Below are 17,364 nucleotides of genomic sequence, written 5' to 3' on the forward strand. Positions count from 1 at the left end.
TCCTCCTACCCCGCAAGCCTCAGAGTTGGCTCGCAAAGCTCAGGAAGTCCGCCCACTGGGCGGGGGAGAAGGCGAGTTGGGGCCCTTCCTTGTCCTTCGAGTCCCGCACGTGGACGGTGCTCGGGCAGGCCGAGACCTCTACGCAGTTGTCGCCGCTGCCACTGCTGTGGCTGGACTTGTGCCAGGTGGCGGCCACTTCGATGCAATTGTCACCCTGAGCACTGCTGTAGCTGCTCTTGAACCAGGCCAGTTCGGGGGTGCTCATAGTTCTCCTCGAAATCGCTCCAGCAGGCTCCGGGTGTCCTCGGGAGTGAGAGCCTGCGCGCGTAGTTTTGCATACCGCTGCTGGAGGATGCTGACCACTTTCGGATCGGAGATCAACTGGCCGGTCTCTTGCCCCTCACCGTAGGCAAGCCACCGATTGTCCGGGGTCTCCTGCATGACGATAGGGCCGATCAATCCCGAGTGAACGCCTGTGGACAATGGCAGGATCTGGATCTCGATGTTACGCCGCTGGCTCAAATCCAGGATGTGATCGATCAGTTCGCGCGTGACGTCGACGCCGCCCGTCCTCCGTAGGAACAGGTGCTCGTCGAGGACGAAGCTGAAGGCGGTGTTAGGTCGCTCCGTGAGCAGCCGCTTCCGCTTGGCTCGTTCGGCCCATTGCGCCTCCATCTGTTCGTCACTCAGCGGCGGCAGCAAGTCCGCGAACATCGTTTGCGCATAGGCCTCGGTCTGCAACAGGCCCGGGATCATGCGGCACTCGTACGTGTACAGGGTGATCGCGCTCTTCTCCAGCCGCGCCCACTGGCGGAACCAACTGGCCAATCCGCGCTGCCGCCCGAGGTGTTGGTGGGCCTTGCGTAAGGCCCCGGTGTTGCCGAGAACCGGTTCGGCGCGGTCCACGAAGTCGGCGTCGGGCATGCGTCGCCCCTGCTCGATCGAGGCGATCGTGTGTTTGGAGAAGCGCACCTGGTTGCCGAACTCTTCGCGGCTGAGGCGCGCGTGTTCCCGGAGGGCCTGGACAAACGCACCGAAGGTGCGCAAGCTGTCCGAGGTCTCGGGCTCGCTGCCGGGAGTGCCGGCACCCGTACCGGCGGAAGTTTCCGCCTCTCCCGCACCGTCCATGCCATCGGCCATCCTTGGCCACCTCCCGCGCGCCCGCCCGTTTGACCACATCGAGTCGGACAATGCTCACAGGGGGTGACGGGTACTGTCTACGTTTTGTGCGCGTACGCTGGCGCAGCGTACGCGGCGGGACCCTGGTGGGAGGGGCGGGGCCGGGGTCACATTGGGCGGTATGACAGCACCAACGATGCACGAACTCCCCGTGACCGAACGTGAGTTCAGCCAGCGGTTCAGCGCCACACGGCGCGGGGCCCGGCTGGCGCGGCACGCGGCGTCGAACGAGCTTCACCTGTGGGGTGTGCCGCACGGCACCGAACTGGCCGAGACGGCCGCCCTGTTGGTGGCCGAGCTGGCGACCAACGCCGCCACCCACGGCCGCGTCGCCGGGCGCGACTTCGAACTCCGTATCCGCCTCACGGCGACCCTGCTCCGTATCGACGTCTCCGACGCCCGCGGGGAACGCCGTCCCCCGGACCCCGGCCACCTCCGTCCCGCCTCCCCGCTCTCCGACTCCGGCCGGGGCCTCCTCCTGGTCGAAGCCCTCGCCACCCGCTGGTCCGTCCTCCCCCGCGACCCCGTCGGCAAGACGCTCCGCGCCGAACTCGACCTCCCCCTTCCCCTGGAAGCGGCCCCGTAGCGAGAGCGTGCCAAAGTGGGCGTTATGACGGCTGACGCACCAGACGTAACAGCGGATGAGGTCGAGGAGTTGTCGGCGGACGCGCTGCGCTGGCTGCTCGGGAACGCGCGGGAGGACGAGGACGGCGGCCTCGCCTGGACCACCACGCCCTCGGACGACGAGCCGAACGCCTCGCTCTACAGCGGTACGGCCGGTGTGATCCCCCTACTCCTCGAAGCGCGGCGGCACTTCGGGGACGACCGGTACGGCGACGCGGCCGTGCGCGCCGCCCGCAGTGTGGCCGCCGCCGTCGACGGCTGGGACGGCAGCTCGCTGCGTGCCGGGCAGTTCCCCGCCGCCGAACGGCGCGCGCAGTTCCACACCGACATGGCCCGCGCGTGGTGGCAGTGGGGCAAAGCGGCGCAGACCGCCACCGCTCTCATGGACGCCCTGCGCGTCTCCCCGTCAGAGGTACGCGACCGCCCCGCGCTGCGCCGCATCGTCACCGACCTCCGCGACCACCACCCCCTCGTCCCCGGCGTCCGCGAACTCGCCGCTTTGACGGGCTGACGACCGGTCCCGGGCGGGTGCGGGGCGGGGGTCAGCCGCGGCGAGAGGATCTGCCTTCGGGGTCGGGTCCCGGGTCCGGGGCGAAGAGAGTGAGGGGCGGGCCCTCGACGGCGAGGGCGGTGAAGCCGGTGTCGGTGCCGGAAGTGTGGGGCTCGCCCTGGTCCCAGCGGACGCCCTGGCCCGCGGTGAGGGGGGTGCGGACGCCGTCGGGGCCCGCGATCCAGCCGCTGCCGCTGATCATCAGGAACGCCTGGGGCGAGGGCGCGGTGTGCGTGCCGATGATGCCGCCAGGTGTCACCTTGAGGTGTGTGAGCTGGACGGGGCCGCCGTCGCCCGCGGCGACGCGGGTGGCGTGGACGCCGCTGCTTCCGTAGTGGGTGACGCGGCGTTCGTCGCGGTCGAAGTCGAAGATCTCCACGGGGTCCTCCGGGCGGGTGAGGGGCGGGGGTTATGTCGGGGGGTGGAAGCCGCCGGTCAGTGGTTCGAGCAGTTCGGCCAGGCGCAGCGGGGTGCGGTCCTCGAACATCGGGCCGATGAGCTGGACGCCCACCGGCAGGCCCTCGGGGGACCGGCCCGCCGGAATGGCGGTGGCGGGCAGGCCGGGCATGGTGGGCAGACCGGCCCAGACGAGCTGGTCGAAGTACGGGTACCCGGCGCCGTCGATGTCGATCCGGCGTCGCCTCGGATCGGGGCCGTGGTCGTGCGGGAAGGCGGGGGTGGGCGTGATCGGGCAGACCACGGCGTCGAACTCGGCGAAGAACCGCCGCCAGCCGTGCCGGTGGAGCTCGCGGCGGCCGTTCGCGCCGAGCCAGTCGCGGTGGCTGAACACCATGGCGCGCAGCCGCGTCGCCTCCAGACTCTGGTCGTCCGGGCTCAATTCGGCGGCGAGGGACCGCAGTTGCTCCTGCGCCTCGACGGGAAAGTGCGCGGTGGAACTCGACATCAGGAGCTGTGTGTAGACCACCGCGGCTTCGGCCAGGTCGGGCAGCAGCGGGCTGTGCCGTTCGACGCGGGCGCCCCCGTCGGCCAGGGCGTCGGCCACCCGGCCCACGGCCGCCCGTACCGCGGCCCCGGTCGGAATGTGCGGGTGCTGGTCGAGGACCAGGACCCGGAAGTCGCCGAGCCGCTCGTGGCGCGCGGGCGGCAGCGTCAACTCGTACGCCACACCGGACGTCAGCGGGTCAGGCCCTGCCATGACGTCGAGCAGGAGCGCGAGGTCGCGCGCGGAGCGCGCCATCGGGCCGACGACGGCGAGGTCGAGGTCGACCGGCAGCGCCGGTCCGGGCGGCTGGGCCATGCCGCGGTTCGCCGCCAGCCCGAGCGTCGGCTTGTGCGCGTAGACCCCGCAGAAATGCGCGGGGGTGCGCAGCGAACCGGCGATGTCCGAGCCGATGGACAGCGCGCCGAATCCGGACGCGAGGGCCGCCGCCGATCCGCCGGAGGAGCCACCCGACGTGCGGCCGTGGTCCCACGGGTTGTTGGTGGTGCCGTAGATCTCGTTGAAGCTCTGGATGTCCTGGAGCCCGACCGGCACATTGGTCTTGCCGAGCACCACCGCGCCCGCGGCCCTGAGCCGCGACACCTGCACCGCGTCCTCGGCCGGCAGGTGGTTCCGGTGCCGCGGCATGCCCCAGGTCGTCGGGAGTCCGGCCACGTCGTACGACTCCTTGACCGTCACGGGAATGCCGAGCAGCGGCCGGTCCTCGCCGCGGGCCCGCGCCGCGTCCGCCTCGCGCGCGGCGGCCCGCGCCCGGTCGAAGTCCGGCACGCAGATCGCGTTGACCGCCTCGTCGTCCCGCTCGATACGGGCTATCGCCTCGTCGGTCAGTTCCGCCGAGGTCACGTCACCGGCGCGCAGTGCGGCGGTGAGTTCTTCCGCCGTCTGAAAGCTTCTGTCCATGCCGGGGACCGTACGGGCGGTCGGCTGGAGCCACGAAATGTCGATTCGGGCAAGGGAAAGCCGCCCCGATCTCCGGGGTCCGGGGGCTACTTCGCTGCTGCCCCCGGCGCGCCCGGAGCCGTAGCCCCGCAATTGTCACAGCGCTGTTATATTAGCGCTGTGACAACTTCTGATCCCACCGCGCTCCCCGACCCCTGGCACACCCTGCACGAGCTGCTGGCGGCCATGGACGCCGAGATCGAGCAGCTCTACGTCGAGCGCGGCATCACCGGCGTACGGCCCCGGTTCGCGTATCCGCTGATCCGGCTCGCGCACACCGGGCCGCTGACCATCCGCGAGCTGGCGAAGTCCCTGGACCGCTCGCACTCCGCGATCAGCCAGACCGTCGCCGCCATGCGCAAGGAGGATCTGGTCACCTCGGAGCCCGGCCCCGACGCCCGCACCCGGCGGATCGACCTGACCGAACGCGGCCGGTCGCTCGTACCGTTCCTGGAGGCGGAGTGGCGCGCCACCCACGAGACCGTCGCCGAACTGGACGCCGAGGTGCCGTACGCCATGACCGCCGTCGTCGAGGAGGTGCGGCGCGCGCTGGAACACCGGTCGATGCGGCAGCGCATCCTCAACCGCCTTGTCGAGCCGCCGAAGTGAGCGGGCCGAAGTGAGCGGACGGATACGCGTCCGGTTCCTCGACACCCGACCGCTGCGCGGCAGTCAGCCCTTCCGCGACCTGTGGATCGGCACGTCCGTCTCCCAACTGGGCGGCCAGATAGCCAATGTGGCCGTCCTCGCCCAGGTCTGGGACCTCACCGGCAGCGCGGTCGGCACCGGCGCGATCGGGCTCGCCACCGGCCTGCCGATGCTGCTCTTCGGGCTGCTCGGCGGCGCGTTGGCCGACACCGTCGACCGCCGCGCGCTCGTACGCGCCACCACCACGGGCCAACTCCTGGTCGCCGCCGCCCTGTGCGCCCAGGCCCTGGCCCACAACAGGAACGTCCTGCTCCTGCTCGCCCTCGTCGCCCTGGCCACCGTCTTCAGCGCGCTCGGCGCTCCCGCCCGGCGCACCTTTCCCGTCCGGCTGCTGCCCGGCGACCAGGTCGCGGCCGGTCTCGCCCTCACCAACGTCTCCTTCCAGGCCGCGCTGCTGGTCGGGCCCGCCGCGGCCGGACTGATCATCGCCCGCTGGGATTTCCCCGCCGCGTACGGGATTCAGGCCGTGGCCATGGCGGTCTCGATGCTCGCGGTGATTCGGCTGCCGGCGATGCGGCCGGAGGGGGGTGAGGGGACGGCGTCCGAGGGGGGCGGTGGTTGGCGTCGGCTCGCGAAGGGCGGTGGGCTTGGGCTTGGGCGCGCGAAGGGGGGTGTGTTTGGGCTTGGGCGCGCGAGGGGCGGTGGGCTCGCGCTCGCGAAGGGCGGTGCGCCGGGGCCTTCGCGGGGCGGACGGCGGGGTCCTGAACGCGGCGGGCGGCGGCGCCCCGAGCGCGGCGGGTGGCGGATCGTCCTGCGCCGACCCACCCTCTGGGGCTCGATGGCCACCGACCTGGCCGCGACGCTCCTCGCCATGCCCGTGGCGCTCTTCCCCCTCGTCAACGAGATCCGCTTCGGCGGCAACCCGCGGACCCTCGGCCTGTTCCTCTCGGCCGTCGCGGTCGGGGGCATCACGGCCGGTCTGCTCTCCGGCACGGTGACCCGCTGGCGGCGCGGCGGCCTCGTACAGCTCTCCGCCGCCGTGGTCTGGGGCCTGGCGCTGGCCGGGTTCGGACTCGCGGGGCCGCTGTGGCTGGCGCTCGGCTGCCTGGCCGCGGCGGGGGCCGCGGACACTGTGTCCGTCGTCACGCGCAGCGCCCTGGTCCAGTTGGAGACGCCGGACGCGTACCGGGGGCGGGTGTCCTCCGTGGAGCACGTGATCGGTGTCGCGGGCCCCGAACTCGGCAACTTCCGCGGCGGCCTGCTGGCCTCGGCCACCTCCGCCCCGTTCTCCCTGGTCCTCGGCGGGGGGTCCGCCGTCCTGGCGGTGCTGGCCGTGGCCGCGACGAACGCGCCGCTCCGGGCGTACCGCACGCCGTCCCACGGCGGTGCGGACGCGGACGCCGGGCCGGTCCCGGACGCCGACCTGGCGGTGGCCTCCGGCCAGGTCCCGTAAATTCTCCGAATCCGATCCGGCCGCCGTGTCGATCCGCTCCCGTGCCGTTCGACCTTGGGGGTGAGAGGGTCGGGAAACGGCCCCCGGAGCGCGTCAGCGCTGAACGCACGGAACAGAGTGGAGACAGCGGTCATGGCGAAGTACATGCTCATCATGCGTGGTACGGACGAGTCCGTCGCGAAGATGATGGAGACCCCGTTCGACGAGATGCTGGAGACGGTCGGCCGGTTCAACGAAGAGCTGATCCGGGCCGGGGTCCTGGTGGCGGCGGAGGGGCTCGACGACCCGGGCCAGGGGGTCGTCGTCGACTTCAGCGGTGAGGCGCCGGTGGTCACCGACGGCCCGTACGGCGAGACGAAGGAGCTGTTCGGCGGCTTCTACCTGATCGACGTGGCCTCGAAGGAGGAAGCGGTCGAGTGGGCGAAGCGGCTGCCGGCCGTCGCCGGTTCGAAGTGCGAGGTGCGCCGGGTGCCGAGCATCGAGGAGTTCCCGCAGGACAACGAGTGGATCACCAAGGAGCGGGCGTGGCGCGAGCGGACGGGCCAGATCTGAGCGGGCCGGTTCCTGACGAGGTGGCTCGGGACGGGTCGGCTCCGGGCGGTTCGGCTCGGGACGGGTCGGCCCAGGGCGATCGGGGTCCGGACGACGAGGGTTCCGGCGAACAGGGCGGCCGGAGCCCCGACGGGGCGGCTCCCGACGCTTCAGCCCCTGGCGGGTCGGCTCCCGACAGGCCGGCTCCCCGCAGTACGGAGGCCGCGCGCCGCGCCGTCGAGGCCGTCTGGCGGATCGAGTCGGCCCGCGTCGTCGCGGCCCTGGCCCGTTACACCGGGGACTTCGAGCTGGCCGAGGACGTGGCGCAGGAGGCCCTGGCCGAGGCGCTGGTCGGCTGGTCACGCGACGGCACACCGGCGAACCCGGTGGGCTGGCTGCTCGCGACCGGGCGGCGGCGGGCGATCGACGCCTTCCGCCGCCGCTCGGCGCTGGACCAGCGGTACGCGCTGCTCGCGGGGGAGGCGGCCGAGGACGCGGGTACGGGCCTGGCCACGGGAAGGGCTACGGGCCCGGATACGGGTGTGGGCTCGGCGGCCGACGCCGACCTGCCCTGGGACCCGGACCGTATCGACGACGACATCCTGGCCCTGATGTTCATCTCCTGCCATCCGGTCCTCTCGCCCGAGGCCCGCGTGGCCCTGACCCTGCGCGCGGTCGGCGGCCTGGCGAGCGAGGAGATCGCGCGCGCCTTCCTGGTGCCGGTGCAGACCGTCCAGGCGCGGATCACCCGTGCGAAACGTACGATCGCCGCCGCCGAGGTCCCGTTCGCCCTGCCCCCGGCCGAGGAACGGCGGGAACGGCTCGGCGGCGTCCTCAGCGTGCTCTACGTCATCTTCACCGAGGGGTCGACCGCGACGTCCGGCGACGACCTCCTCCGCCCCGACCTGGCCTACGAGGCGATCCGGCTCACCCGCGTACTGGCCGCCCTGCTGCCGCGCGAGCCCGAGGTGCACGGTCTGCTCGCCCTCTGCGAACTGACCGCCGCCCGCTTCCCCGCCCGCACAGGTCCCGACGGCGAGGCCGTACTCCTGGAGGACCAGAACCGGCGCCTGTGGGACCGCTCGGCGATCCGCCGTGGCCGGGCGGCTCTCGAACGCGCCTCCACCGTCGGGCGCGGCCTCGGCCCGTACGGCCTCCAGGCGGCCATCGCGGCCTGCCACGCCTCCGCGCCCTCCGTCGCCACGACCGACTGGGAACGGATCGTCGTGCTCTACGAAGCCCTCGGCCGTATCGCCCCCTCGCCCATCGTGGACCTCAACCGCGCGGTCGCCGTCGCGATGGCCCACGGGCCGCAGCCCGCCCTCGACCTCGTCGACGAACTCGCCGCCGCCGGTCACCTCTCCCATTCCCATCTCCTCCCCACCGTGCGCGGTGAACTCCTCGCGCGCCTCGGCCGCACCGCCGAAGCCCGCGCCGCCCTCCACCTCGCCGCCCGCCACTGCCCCAACACCCGCGAACGCGCCATGCTGCTCCGCAAGGCCGATGCCCTGCCGATGCCGTGACCGCGTCCGGGCGTCAGCGGTGGGTCGGGGTCGGGGTCGGTGCCGGGGGCGGTGTCGGTGCCGGACCGGCCGGGCCCGCGCTCGACCGGGGCGGCGGGCGCGTCACGCCGTGAGGACGACCTTCCCGGCGACCGTTCCCGACTCGGCCGGCCGGACCGCCTGCGCCGCGCGTGCCAGCGGCAGTCGGGCCGCGACCCGGGCGGTGACGTCGCCGCGCTGGGGCGCCGCGAAGACCTCGGTGAGATCGGCGCGCAGCCGGGCCCGGAAGCGGTCCTTGGCCAGGGCCTTCCCGGCCCAGAGGTGGTAGAAGTAGGCGCGGCGGCCGTTGGGCAGCGTGTTCCGGACCCGGACGCGGGCGATGATCTTGAGCACGGGCCACTGCTTGGAGCCCTCGTCGTTGAGCGTGGACGCGGTGCCGTGGGAGACGAGCGTGCCTCCGGGCTGGACCCGCCTCCACGGCGTCCTCTCCCTCGAAGCCGCCGGCCACTTCACCGGCATGTCCCCCCTCGACCCCGCCCAGCTCTACGAAGCCGAACTCCACGCCCTCCTCAAGCCCTGAGGCCGTGACCCGCGTACGGCACGGCGCCGAGAGCGGGCGGGGCTCGCGAGGGTTCTAGGACGTGGTGGCGGGGAGGGCTACGCGGGTGGTGGCGGGGGTGTGGGGGAGGGGGCGGCGGCCGGTGAGGACGGGGAGGCCGGTGGGGTCGGCGTACAGCTCGTAGCGGTAGAAGGCGACGGCGTACGCGGTGAGGGCGTCCTGCTGGTGGGCGGGGGTCAACTCCTGCGCGGGGCAGGTGCTGTCGTCCTCGCCGAGCGAGGCCGGCGGGGTCCAGGACCGGTTGAAGTAGTTGTGGTTGGCGTGCTGGAGAGAGATGGAGAAGTCCGTCACGGTGTTCAGGCCCGCGATGTCGTCCAGATACTCCTGGCCCTGTTCGTGGACGGCTCCGTCACAGGTACTGGTGACGACCGCGAACGGCACCTTCGTGTCGAGGGTGTCGCTGTTCTCGCCCTCCGGGTAGTCGAACTTGACCGGCGCCAGCGCGAGAACGGCCTTCACGCGTACGCCCGTCGGCCACTCGGCGCGGTGCTTGTCTGACGCCTGCCACATGGCGCCCTTGCCGCCGCGCGAGTGCCCCAGGGTGCCGACGCGCGTCATGTCGACGTGGCCGGTGAACGCGGGCGCGACCTCGCGGCCGGTCGCCGGGTCGGTGAAGCGGCCCTTCAGGGCGCCGCCGCCGTTGGCCAAGTCCCGCCACAGCCGCAGGTGTTCATTGATCAGGCGGGCGCGGTCGCCGTAGTCGAAGGACGTCATGTTGATGGCGTCGGCGCTGAGCGAGACCACGACGAAGCCGCGCTCGGCCAGCGCCCGGCCGAGGTAGTCGTAGCCCCGGTAGCTCGGGTACGGGTGCGAGCCCGCCGGGCACGGCCAGGTCTGCGCGTCCGCGTCGTCGCACGCGTACCAGGAGCCGTGCGACATGACGACCAGCGGCAGCCGCCCGGTCAGATGACGCGGGTAGTGCACCACGGCCCGCACCTCGCTGACCGTGCCGGACTCCGGATCGGTGAACGCCGTGTCCCCGAGGTCGTATTCGGCGGTCGCGACGCCGGCGGCGGTCGCGGCGGCGGCGGTCGCGGCGGTCGAATGCGGTACGGCGGCGACGGCCGGTGTCTGCGTGCCCGCCGCCAGGAGTCCGGCGGCCAGCAGCAGCGAGGCCGCCGCCGTGCGGACGGTGGATCGAAGAGGAGATCTCATACTCCGGTCAACACGCTGGAGCACCGGCCGAGTTGCCTCACCGGCCCCAGGCGTGTCAAAGACGATCGCCAGCGCCCTACTTGCCCTTCAGGATCTTCGCCACCGACCGGTCGAGAGAGTCGGCGAGCGGCCCCGGGTCGATGGACGAGCCGCCGCCGCTGAACGGACCGGTGTCGGAGATCCAGTCGTGCAACTGCGCCTGGAGGAGCTGCGTGAGAGCGCCGTAGTACGGGGTGCGGGGGCGCTGCACCGCCTGGGTCAGCGCGGGCAGCAGCGTGGAAGCGGCGTACGCGGGGCGGCCGTCGGCGTCGCGCGGCATGTCGAGCGACTCCGACGACGCCGAGGCCCCCGGACTCGGAGAGCCGCCCGAGCCCGCGGAACCCCCGGACCCGCCGGAACCCCCGGACCCCTTCGTGCCCGGCGCGAGCGTGCACCGCACCTTCGCGTCCTTGTACGCCGACTCCCGAGTCGCCGCGAATCCGGCGTCCAGCAGGCACCGCTCCGACCGCGCGTTCGTCAGGTACTTGATCAGGTCCAGCGCGTACTTCGCGCGCGGCGACCCCGCCGCCACGGCCAGATTCTGCCCGCCGAGCACGGCCTTCCCCGGCAGCCGCGCCACCTGCATCCGCGACGGGCCGAACGTCCGCGACAGCGCGCCGTACGCGTACGGCCAGTGCCGCAGGAAGACGGTGTGCCCGGCCGCGAAGTCGCCGAGGGATGTCGACTCGTCGGAGGTGAGCGCCTCGGGCAGCGTCTCGTCATGGCCCGCGCGGGACTTCAACTCGCTCAAGGCAGCGCGCAGTTTCGCCGGGTCGGCCGTGTAATGACCTTCGGCGTCGGCGAGTTGGACCCCCACCGAGGCGAACGCCTCGATGGCGTTGACCGTCAGCCCCTCGTACGCGCCGAGTTGGCTTGTCCACCCCGCCATGTAGCCCTTGGGCTGGTGGTCCTTGTCGGCGTCGACATCGCTGATGAGCGTCTGGAGCTCCTGCCAGGTGGTGTCGGCCTTCGGGAAGCTCGCCGGATCGATGCCGATGGCCTTGATGGTGTCGGCGCGGTAATAGAGCAGCCCCACATCGCTGTTGAAGGGCGCCGCGTAGGTGTGGCCGTCCCACCGGGCGGTGCCCGCGACGGACGGGATGACGTCCCCGTCGTCGAGATTCATCTGGTGGTCCAGCGGGCTGATCAGCCCGGCCTGCGCGAACTCCGGCACCCAGGTGACGTCCAGATTCACCACGTCGTACGCGGAACTGCCCGACTGGAGCGCGCCGAGCAACTGACTGCGCTGCTGGTCGGCCTCACCGGGCAGCTCGACCAGCCGCGCCGGGTGCCGCTTGCCCTCCGGCGTCCCGTTCCACTGCTCGATGAGCTGCTGGCGCACCCCGTCGCTGCCGGTCACGTCCAGACCGCTGGCCACGATGATCTCGCCGCCGCCGGTCGTCGTGGGCTGCGCTGCACGGCCCCCGCCGCCCCCGCCGGTGCACGCGGCGGCGGCGAGCGCGAGCAGGCACAGGGCGGCGGTCGCCGCGCGACGCCGCCTCACCGGGCGTTTCCCGTTCCCGCGCGGGCGACGTCGTCGCGCAGCTCCGAGACCTGGCTGCTCGACGCGTTCAGGCAGCGCCCGCCGCTGGTCTTGGCGATCTGCGCGCCGACCGACCCGGCAGCGCAGCCGCCGCCCGGCGCCAGCGACACCCACTCCACCGGTACGGGACGGGCGGCGATCCGCGCCAGCAGATCGGGGAGATCCCGGCCCTTGAAGTGCTCGTCGTCCTCGTCGTCGGTGATGTAGACGATCAACTGCGCCCCGCCCGTGGCCTTCTGGTGCTCGGTCATTTCGGTGAGCGCGGCGTCCAGCGCGGGTCCCGGGTAGGACTCCTCGTCCACCAGCTTCGTCCCCTTGACCTCGCGGCGGATGCCGGCGAGGTCGGAATGCCTGCCCAGCGGCACCAGTTGCTGCGTCGGCGGCTTGTCGACCACCGTCCACACGCCGTACGCGTCGTCCGGCCCGAAGGTGTCGAGCGACTGCGACAGCAGGTCGAGGGCGCCCGCGGAATTGCTCCAGTAGGCGTCCATCGAGCTGGACTTGTCCAGCAGATACAGCACCCGGCCGGGGCCGAGCGCGTGCCGGTAGCGGTCCAGCGCACTGCCCACGGCGGCGGCGTACTTCGCCAGCCACTGGGCATCGGGCGGGTAGGTGCTGGGCATGACCGTACTGCCGGGAACGACGGCCCCGGAGCCCGTGTCCGTCGCCGTGCCGCTCGCGGAACCGCTGGTGGTGCCGGTCGCGCCCCCGACCGTCCGGTAGCCGTCGTCGGTGAAGACCTTCTGCCCGGCCGCGCCGGTCAGCCACGCGTGGAAGCGGTCGACGGCGTCCTTCCTGGCCGTCGCGTCGCGGTCCGCGCCCTTCCACGTGACGTGCACGAACGGCAGGTCGAGGGGCGCGACATCGGCCGGATACTGCGGCGCGCGGGGATGGAGCCTGTTGTTGTCGCAGCCCACCCGCGCCTTGGCGTCGGTGTGCTTGTTGAACTGCGTCATCACCTGCTCGGGCACCAACACCGCCGCGTTGTCCTTCAGTTCGGGATTCGCCCCGGCCAGCGCGCACATCAGCGCGTACGAGTCGGGCTGCGCGGGCCGCAGTTGGGCCGCCTGCCGCTCGAACTGCCCCACGACCGCGTCGCTCACGGGCGCGACGCCGTTCTGCCCGTACACCCCGACCGTCGCGAGCTGCGCCGAATCCGTGGACTCGGGATCGGCGCGGAGCACCGGCACCGTCTTGGGATTGTTGCGCTTGAGCTGGTCGAGGAGCTGACCGAGCGGGGTGCCCGTGACCGAGGCCGGGGTACTGGCCAGGGTCGTCGGGATGGCCAGCACGACCGGGGAGTACGCGACCGGGCCGAGCGAGCCGAGCTCCACGTCGTCGCTTTTGCCGACAAGCGACTTGGCGCGGGCCAGGGAGACGTCGGAGCCCGGTATCCAGATGTCCGGCTGCGCGCCGATGTCGCGCTGCGGGCGCAGTTCACCGGTCGAGCGCGGCGTACGCCAGTCGGCCGCGTGCTGGAAACCGGTCACCGCGTCGGCGGACTTGGGGTCGACCAGGCTGATCCCGGAGCGGCGGCAGCCGCTCCCCGTGTGGTTGGCGCCCGAGGTCAGATACGCGGCCACGGCCTTCTTCACGGTCGGGGCCGCGTCCGGGTCGGTGAGCAGCCGCAGTTCGACCGGCGGCGCGCAGGCCGTGCTCCCGCCGACCCATGTGTAGACGCCGTAGCCGCCTCCGGCGAGGAGCACCGCGAAGGCGGTGAGCAGCGGGATCAGGACCTTGAGATTGTGGCCCTTGCCGGGACCGCCTGTGCCGGAACCCCCTTTACGGGGACGGCTCTTGCGCTGCTCGCGCTCCCCAGAACGGCCGCGCTCTCCACGACGACCCGGCTCTCCACGGCTTCCGGGCTCTCCACGGCGTCCGCGCTCTCCGCGACGGCCCCGCTCCGTACGCCCCTCGCCCGCGCCGATCCCGGCCGCCGCGAGCGCCGCCCGCCACCAGGCCGCCCGGCCCGCGGCGTTCCGCCGGTCGATCTCCTCCAGCAGCCGAGGCGAGAGCCCGAGCAGCACGTCCTGCTGGGACTCGGCGGCGTGGTGACGCGGCACCCACGGGTCGTCGCCGCCCTCCGTGAACTTGTGCCGCATCGCCTCGTACAGCGCGGCCGACAGCGGGATCAGCTCGATCTCCGCGGCCTCTTCCGGCCCGATGTCCTCATCGGTCCTCGGCAGCCCGTCGTGCAGCAGCCGGATGAGCTGTTTGGTGTACGGCGTCGGCTCGTGCCCGTTGCCCCCCGGTATCCGGCGGTTGATCTGGACGGCGGTCAGCACCGAGATACGGTCCCTGCCGCGGTGCAGCGTGCCCGGCTTGAATTCGAGCAGCGCGTTGCCCGCGTAGCAGCAGTCCAGGATCACCACGATCCGGTCGACCAGCCGGCGTTCGGCGATGTCCCTGAGCCTGGGCAGCACATGGCTGCTCCAGGACACCGCCTCCGCGTAGTCGTCGCGGCCGATCCTGCGGGACTCGCCGACCAGCAGGTGGAAATTGTCGCCGTTGCGGTCCACTCCGCCGTGCCCGGCGAAGTAGAGCAGGAACAGGCCCTTGGCGGCCTTGGCCTCGGTCTCCAGGTGCGAGAGGAATTCGAGCTGGGTCCTGGGGAGCACCTGCCGGACCTCGTTGGCCCCGAACACCCCTCCGGCCATCAGGGTCTCGACCAACTGGCCGAGGTTGTGCCGCACGCCCGGCAGGTCGTCCAAGTGGTCGTACCGGTACACCCCGAAGAGCAGTGCGCGATTGGCCTTGCCGCGTGGGTCGTAAGCATGCGAGGACACGATGGCTAGGTGTTCCTTCCGCCTTCGTCGTCCTCCGGCTCCTCGTCGGCGTCGTCCGTGTCGTCCGCCCCGTTGCCCCCGTTGGCTGCGTCGTCCCCGTCCCCGTCCCCGTCCCCGTCCCCGTCGACCCCGTCGACCCCGTCGCCCGCGCCGTCCGCCTGGACGTCGGTCACCATGGGGTGGTCGTCGCTGCTGCTGTTGTCCGCCCAGGCGTGGGCGGCGACCTTCGCGCGGTTGTACAGGTCCTCGAAGACCGGGGTGATGGCCGCGCCCGCGATCACCAGCACCAGTTCGACGAGGCCGCCGCTCATCGGCGGGCCGTCCCGCCGCTCCTCCGGGTCATGCCGCGCGCCGTCGTACTCGCGGACCTCCGCCTTGAGCTGATGCGCGGCCTCGGCCTGCGCGAACCAGTCCTCCAGGCTCAGCCAGCGGTACAGCGCTTCCAGATCCTGCGCGTCGTCGCCAGTGACCCGAATCCGGATCCTGCGGCCCGGCTCCCCGTCCCCATGAGTCATAACTCACTACTCTTGCACGGACGCTGACACTCCGTCACTACCTTGCGCCGACGCGTCCCCACGGGTCACCACCGGCCCCCTGCGGGGCTGGTGCCCTGTGCGCGACGGCGGGCCGATCTTTTCAGGGGCGCGGGGAACCGCGCGCTCAGCCACGGTGTTTGCGCAGGTCACCACCGGCCCCAGCGGGGCAGTTCGGTTGTCGTCGGGCCACCGGCTCGGTGGTGGGCTGCTCGCGCGGTTCCCCGCGCCCCTTCGGGGCGCGCGCGGCCGTGACGCTTCCCGGCCGTCGGCCGGAGGGGGCGGGGCTGCGGCCAAGGGCGGCCGAGGTCACGGCCAGCGCCAGCGCCGCCGCGGCGAGGGCAGCGCCGAGCCAGTTCGGGGCGGTGTAGCCGAGCCCGGCCGAGAGAAGGAGGCCGCCGAGCCACGCGGCCAGCGCGTTGCCGAGGTTGAAGGCGCCGATGTTGACGGCGGAGGCGAGCGTCGGGGCGCCGGACGCCTGGTCGAGAACCCGCTTCTGGAGCGGCGGGACGGTCGCGAAGCCGAGCGCGCCGATCAGGAAGATGGTCACGGCGGCGGCCACCTTGTTGTGCGCGGTGACGGTGAAGAGCGCGAGGACGAGCGAGAGCCCGCCGAGCGTGGCGTAGAGCATCGGCATGAGCCGCCGGTCGGCGTACCGGCCGCCGAGCAGATTTCCGCCGACCATGCCGAGCCCGAAGAGCACCAGCAGCCAGGTGACGGACGAGTCCGCGTAACCGGTCACGTTCGTCATCATCGGCGCGAGATACGTGATCGCGGCGAAGACGCCGCCGAAGCCGAGCACGGTCATGGCCATGGCGAGCAGCACCTGGACGTTGCGGAAGGCGGCCAGCTCGTGCCCGAGGCGTACGCCCTCGGGCCGGGGGATCTCGGGGACGAGCTTCGCGATGCCCGCGAGGCCGAGGACGCCGAAACCGGCGACGACGAAGAAGGTGACGCGCCACCCGGCGGACTGCCCGACGAAGGTGCCCAGCGGTACGCCGACCACGTTGGCCACGGTCAGGCCGGTGAACATCATCGCGATGGCCCCGGCTTTCTTCTCCGCGGCGACCAGACCGGCCGCGACGACCGAGCCGATGCCGAAGAAGGCGCCGTGCGCGAGGGAGGCCACGATGCGGCCCGCCAGCATGAGGGCGAAGGTGGGCGCGACCGCGGAGACGAGGTTCCCGGCGATGAAGAGCCCCATCAGGAGCATCAGCATCCGCTTGCGGGAGATCTTGGTGCCGAGCACGGTCATCAGCGGCGCGCCGACGACGACGCCGAGCGCGTAGCCGGTCACCAGGAAGCCCGCGGTCGGGATGGACACCCCGAAGTCCCCGGCGATGTCGGGCAGCAGCCCGATGATCACGAATTCGGTCGTGCCGATGCCGAAGGCCCCGAGGGCCAGGGCGAGCAGCGCGAGCGGCATGGGAAACACCTTCCGGAGGGAGAGGGGACGGAACCGGCGGTACGGACGGGTACGGGACCGGTGCGCTTTTAACCAGCGCCCACAATAATTGCAGACGCGGGATAAGTGCAAACGCCGCCTATTGCGGAAGCGGGCTATCCTGAAGACGCGGCCGACGACGACCGCGGGACCGACCGGTGCGAACCGGCCGGTCGGGGACGAGGGTGGTGCGAGCCGCCGCGAGGCCGGTGGAGGAGCCGAGGATGACCGAGACCGTGGCGCTGGCCCAGGGCTGGTGCGCGCTGTCCCTGCTGCACGGCAGGATCGAGGCGCACATCGAGCGCGCGCTCCAGGCCGGGCACGAGCTGAGCGTGCGCGAGTTCTCGCTGCTCGATGTGCTCAGCAGGCAGCACAACGGCCCCGGCGGCCACCTCCAGATGAAGAAGGTCGCCGACGCGGTCGTGCTCAGCCAGAGCGCCACGACCCGGCTGGTCAGCCGCCTGGAGGACCGCGGCCTGCTGGTCCGCTACCTCTGCGACACCGACCGCCGCGGCATCTACACCGACGTCACGGAAACCGGGCTCGCCCTGCTCGCCGAGGCCCGCCCCACCAACGACCGCGCCCTGCGCGAAGCCCTCGACGAGGCCGCCCGCGAGCCCGAACTCGCGCCGCTGGTCCGTACGGTGGAAGCGCTCGGCGCCCGCTGAGCCCCACCTGCCTCACGCGTACGGCCGGGGGTGACGATCCGTCAGCCGACCCGACCCGACCCGACCCGACCCGGCCCGAGCCGAGCCGAGCCGAGCCGTCAGCCGTGGCCGTGCGCCCCCGGCCACGGTCGTCGCCCCCGAGGTGACCGCCGGGGTGATCCGCCGGGCCCCGGGTTGGCCCCCCGCCCGC

At 72.4% G+C, this 17,364-nt stretch carries 16 protein-coding genes and 2 pseudogenes; 8 read left to right on the forward strand and 10 right to left on the reverse strand.

The annotated features are described in order from the left end of the window. Positions 1-19 precede the first annotated feature (19 nt). Together ACFZBB_RS12015 and ACFZBB_RS12020 are read right to left on the reverse strand one after the other, a co-directional pair. A complete protein-coding gene (locus ACFZBB_RS12015) occupies positions 20-265 on the reverse strand; it encodes a DUF397 domain-containing protein (protein ID WP_391120399.1) in 246 nt (81 codons plus the stop codon). Further along, entirely contained in the window at positions 262-1,140 is an 879-nt protein-coding gene (locus ACFZBB_RS12020) for a Scr1 family TA system antitoxin-like transcriptional regulator (protein WP_391120401.1), read from the reverse strand. Before ACFZBB_RS12020 ends, ACFZBB_RS12015 begins: the two co-directional genes overlap by 4 nt. A gap of 160 nt (positions 1,141-1,300) precedes the next feature. On the opposite strand from ACFZBB_RS12020, the gene ACFZBB_RS12025 reads away from it, so the two are divergent. After that, positions 1,301-1,765 carry an ATP-binding protein gene (locus ACFZBB_RS12025; RefSeq protein WP_391120403.1) on the forward strand — a complete coding sequence of 155 codons (465 nt, stop codon included), beginning with the start codon at positions 1,301-1,303 and terminating at the stop codon, positions 1,763-1,765. Between the two features lie 24 nt (positions 1,766-1,789). Next, positions 1,790-2,314: a hypothetical protein gene (locus ACFZBB_RS12030; protein ID WP_391120405.1), complete on the forward strand. Its 525-nt coding sequence runs from the start codon at positions 1,790-1,792 to the stop codon at positions 2,312-2,314. A 31-nt stretch (positions 2,315-2,345) separates the two neighbouring features. Here ACFZBB_RS12030 and ACFZBB_RS12035 read toward each other — a convergent pair whose 3' ends face one another. Both ACFZBB_RS12035 and ACFZBB_RS12040 read right to left on the reverse strand, forming a co-directional pair. Further along, complete coding sequence (locus tag ACFZBB_RS12035) at positions 2,346-2,732, reverse strand: cupin domain-containing protein (protein WP_391120407.1); 387 nt, start codon at positions 2,730-2,732, stop codon at positions 2,346-2,348. 30 nt (positions 2,733-2,762) lie between these two features. After that, complete coding sequence (locus ACFZBB_RS12040; protein WP_391120409.1) at positions 2,763-4,214, reverse strand: amidase; 1,452 nt, start codon at positions 4,212-4,214, stop codon at positions 2,763-2,765. Positions 4,215-4,373: 159 nt separating this feature from the next. Between ACFZBB_RS12040 and ACFZBB_RS12045 the strand changes: the two genes are divergently transcribed. From ACFZBB_RS12045 to ACFZBB_RS12060, 4 genes are all read left to right on the forward strand, one after another. Further along, on the forward strand, positions 4,374-4,862 hold the full coding sequence (locus tag ACFZBB_RS12045; RefSeq protein ID WP_391120411.1) for a MarR family transcriptional regulator: 489 nt from the start codon (positions 4,374-4,376) through the stop codon (positions 4,860-4,862). 10 nt (positions 4,863-4,872) lie between these two features. Continuing rightward, a complete protein-coding gene (locus ACFZBB_RS12050) occupies positions 4,873-6,354 on the forward strand; it encodes an MFS transporter (protein WP_391120413.1) in 1,482 nt (493 codons plus the stop codon). A gap of 132 nt (positions 6,355-6,486) precedes the next feature. Then, positions 6,487-6,906: a YciI family protein gene (locus ACFZBB_RS12055; protein ID WP_188285869.1), complete on the forward strand. Its 420-nt coding sequence runs from the start codon at positions 6,487-6,489 to the stop codon at positions 6,904-6,906. Between the two features lie 233 nt (positions 6,907-7,139). After that, positions 7,140-8,408 (forward strand): DUF6596 domain-containing protein, encoded by a 1,269-nt coding sequence (locus ACFZBB_RS12060; protein ID WP_391121074.1) that lies wholly within the window; start codon positions 7,140-7,142, stop codon positions 8,406-8,408. 102 nt (positions 8,409-8,510) lie between these two features. On the opposite strand, the pseudogene ACFZBB_RS12065 reads toward ACFZBB_RS12060, so the two are convergent. Then, a pseudogene (locus ACFZBB_RS12065) lies at positions 8,511-8,864 on the reverse strand (zinc-binding dehydrogenase); the annotation flags it as partial. Between ACFZBB_RS12065 and ACFZBB_RS12070 the strand changes: the two are divergent. Further along, a pseudogene (locus tag ACFZBB_RS12070) lies at positions 8,851-8,967 on the forward strand (TetR-like C-terminal domain-containing protein); the annotation flags it as partial. The pseudogenes ACFZBB_RS12065 and ACFZBB_RS12070 overlap by 14 nt on opposite strands. 54 nt (positions 8,968-9,021) lie before the next feature. On the opposite strand, the gene ACFZBB_RS12075 reads toward ACFZBB_RS12070, so the two are convergent. The 5 genes from ACFZBB_RS12075 to ACFZBB_RS12095 all read right to left on the reverse strand — a co-directional run bounded on the left by ACFZBB_RS12075 (position 9,022) and on the right by ACFZBB_RS12095 (position 16,488). Continuing rightward, positions 9,022-10,161 carry an alpha/beta hydrolase gene (locus ACFZBB_RS12075; protein ID WP_391120415.1) on the reverse strand — a complete coding sequence of 380 codons (1,140 nt, stop codon included), beginning with the start codon at positions 10,159-10,161 and terminating at the stop codon, positions 9,022-9,024. Between the two features lie 76 nt (positions 10,162-10,237). Then, the gene (locus ACFZBB_RS12080; protein ID WP_391120417.1) at positions 10,238-11,704 is read right to left on the reverse strand and encodes an extracellular solute-binding protein; all 1,467 of its coding nucleotides are present in this window, start codon (positions 11,702-11,704) and stop codon (positions 10,238-10,240) included. Next, positions 11,701-14,529, reverse strand: a complete 2,829-nt coding sequence (locus ACFZBB_RS12085) for a substrate-binding domain-containing protein (RefSeq protein WP_391120419.1) — start codon at positions 14,527-14,529, stop codon at positions 11,701-11,703. The genes ACFZBB_RS12080 and ACFZBB_RS12085 overlap by 4 nt, the downstream gene beginning before the upstream one ends. A gap of 5 nt (positions 14,530-14,534) precedes the next feature. Then, on the reverse strand, positions 14,535-15,044 hold the full coding sequence (locus ACFZBB_RS12090) for a hypothetical protein (RefSeq protein ID WP_391120421.1): 510 nt from the start codon (positions 15,042-15,044) through the stop codon (positions 14,535-14,537). Positions 15,045-15,189: 145 nt separating this feature from the next. Further along, positions 15,190-16,488, reverse strand: a complete 1,299-nt coding sequence (locus tag ACFZBB_RS12095; RefSeq protein WP_391120423.1) for an MFS transporter — start codon at positions 16,486-16,488, stop codon at positions 15,190-15,192. A 242-nt stretch (positions 16,489-16,730) separates the two neighbouring features. Here ACFZBB_RS12095 and ACFZBB_RS12100 point away from each other — a divergent pair, with 242 nt between their 5' ends. Then, a complete protein-coding gene (locus ACFZBB_RS12100; protein ID WP_391120425.1) occupies positions 16,731-17,174 on the forward strand; it encodes a MarR family transcriptional regulator in 444 nt (147 codons plus the stop codon). Positions 17,175-17,364: the final 190 nt, after the last annotated feature.

Origin of the sequence: Streptomyces sp. NPDC008139 (assembly GCF_042957025.1) — a bacterium.
Classification (GTDB): Bacteria; Actinomycetota; Actinomycetes; order Streptomycetales; family Streptomycetaceae; genus Actinacidiphila.

Coding starts and splice junctions, on each gene's coding strand:
- ACFZBB_RS12015 (WP_391120399.1), bottom strand. CDS start 265: ATGAGCACCCCCGAACTGGCCTGGTTCAAGAGCAGCTACAGCAGTGCT.
- ACFZBB_RS12020 (WP_391120401.1), bottom strand. CDS start 1,140: ATGGCCGATGGCATGGACGGTGCGGGAGAGGCGGAAACTTCCGCCGGT.
- ACFZBB_RS12025 (WP_391120403.1), top strand. CDS start 1,301: ATGACAGCACCAACGATGCACGAACTCCCCGTGACCGAACGTGAGTTC.
- ACFZBB_RS12030 (WP_391120405.1), top strand. CDS start 1,790: ATGACGGCTGACGCACCAGACGTAACAGCGGATGAGGTCGAGGAGTTG.
- ACFZBB_RS12040 (WP_391120409.1), bottom strand. CDS start 4,214: ATGGACAGAAGCTTTCAGACGGCGGAAGAACTCACCGCCGCACTGCGC.
- ACFZBB_RS12055 (WP_188285869.1), top strand. CDS start 6,487: ATGGCGAAGTACATGCTCATCATGCGTGGTACGGACGAGTCCGTCGCG.
- ACFZBB_RS12075 (WP_391120415.1), bottom strand. CDS start 10,161: ATGAGATCTCCTCTTCGATCCACCGTCCGCACGGCGGCGGCCTCGCTG.
- ACFZBB_RS12090 (WP_391120421.1), bottom strand. CDS start 15,044: ATGACTCATGGGGACGGGGAGCCGGGCCGCAGGATCCGGATTCGGGTC.
- ACFZBB_RS12095 (WP_391120423.1), bottom strand. CDS start 16,488: ATGCCGCTCGCGCTGCTCGCCCTGGCCCTCGGGGCCTTCGGCATCGGC.
- ACFZBB_RS12100 (WP_391120425.1), top strand. CDS start 16,731: ATGACCGAGACCGTGGCGCTGGCCCAGGGCTGGTGCGCGCTGTCCCTG.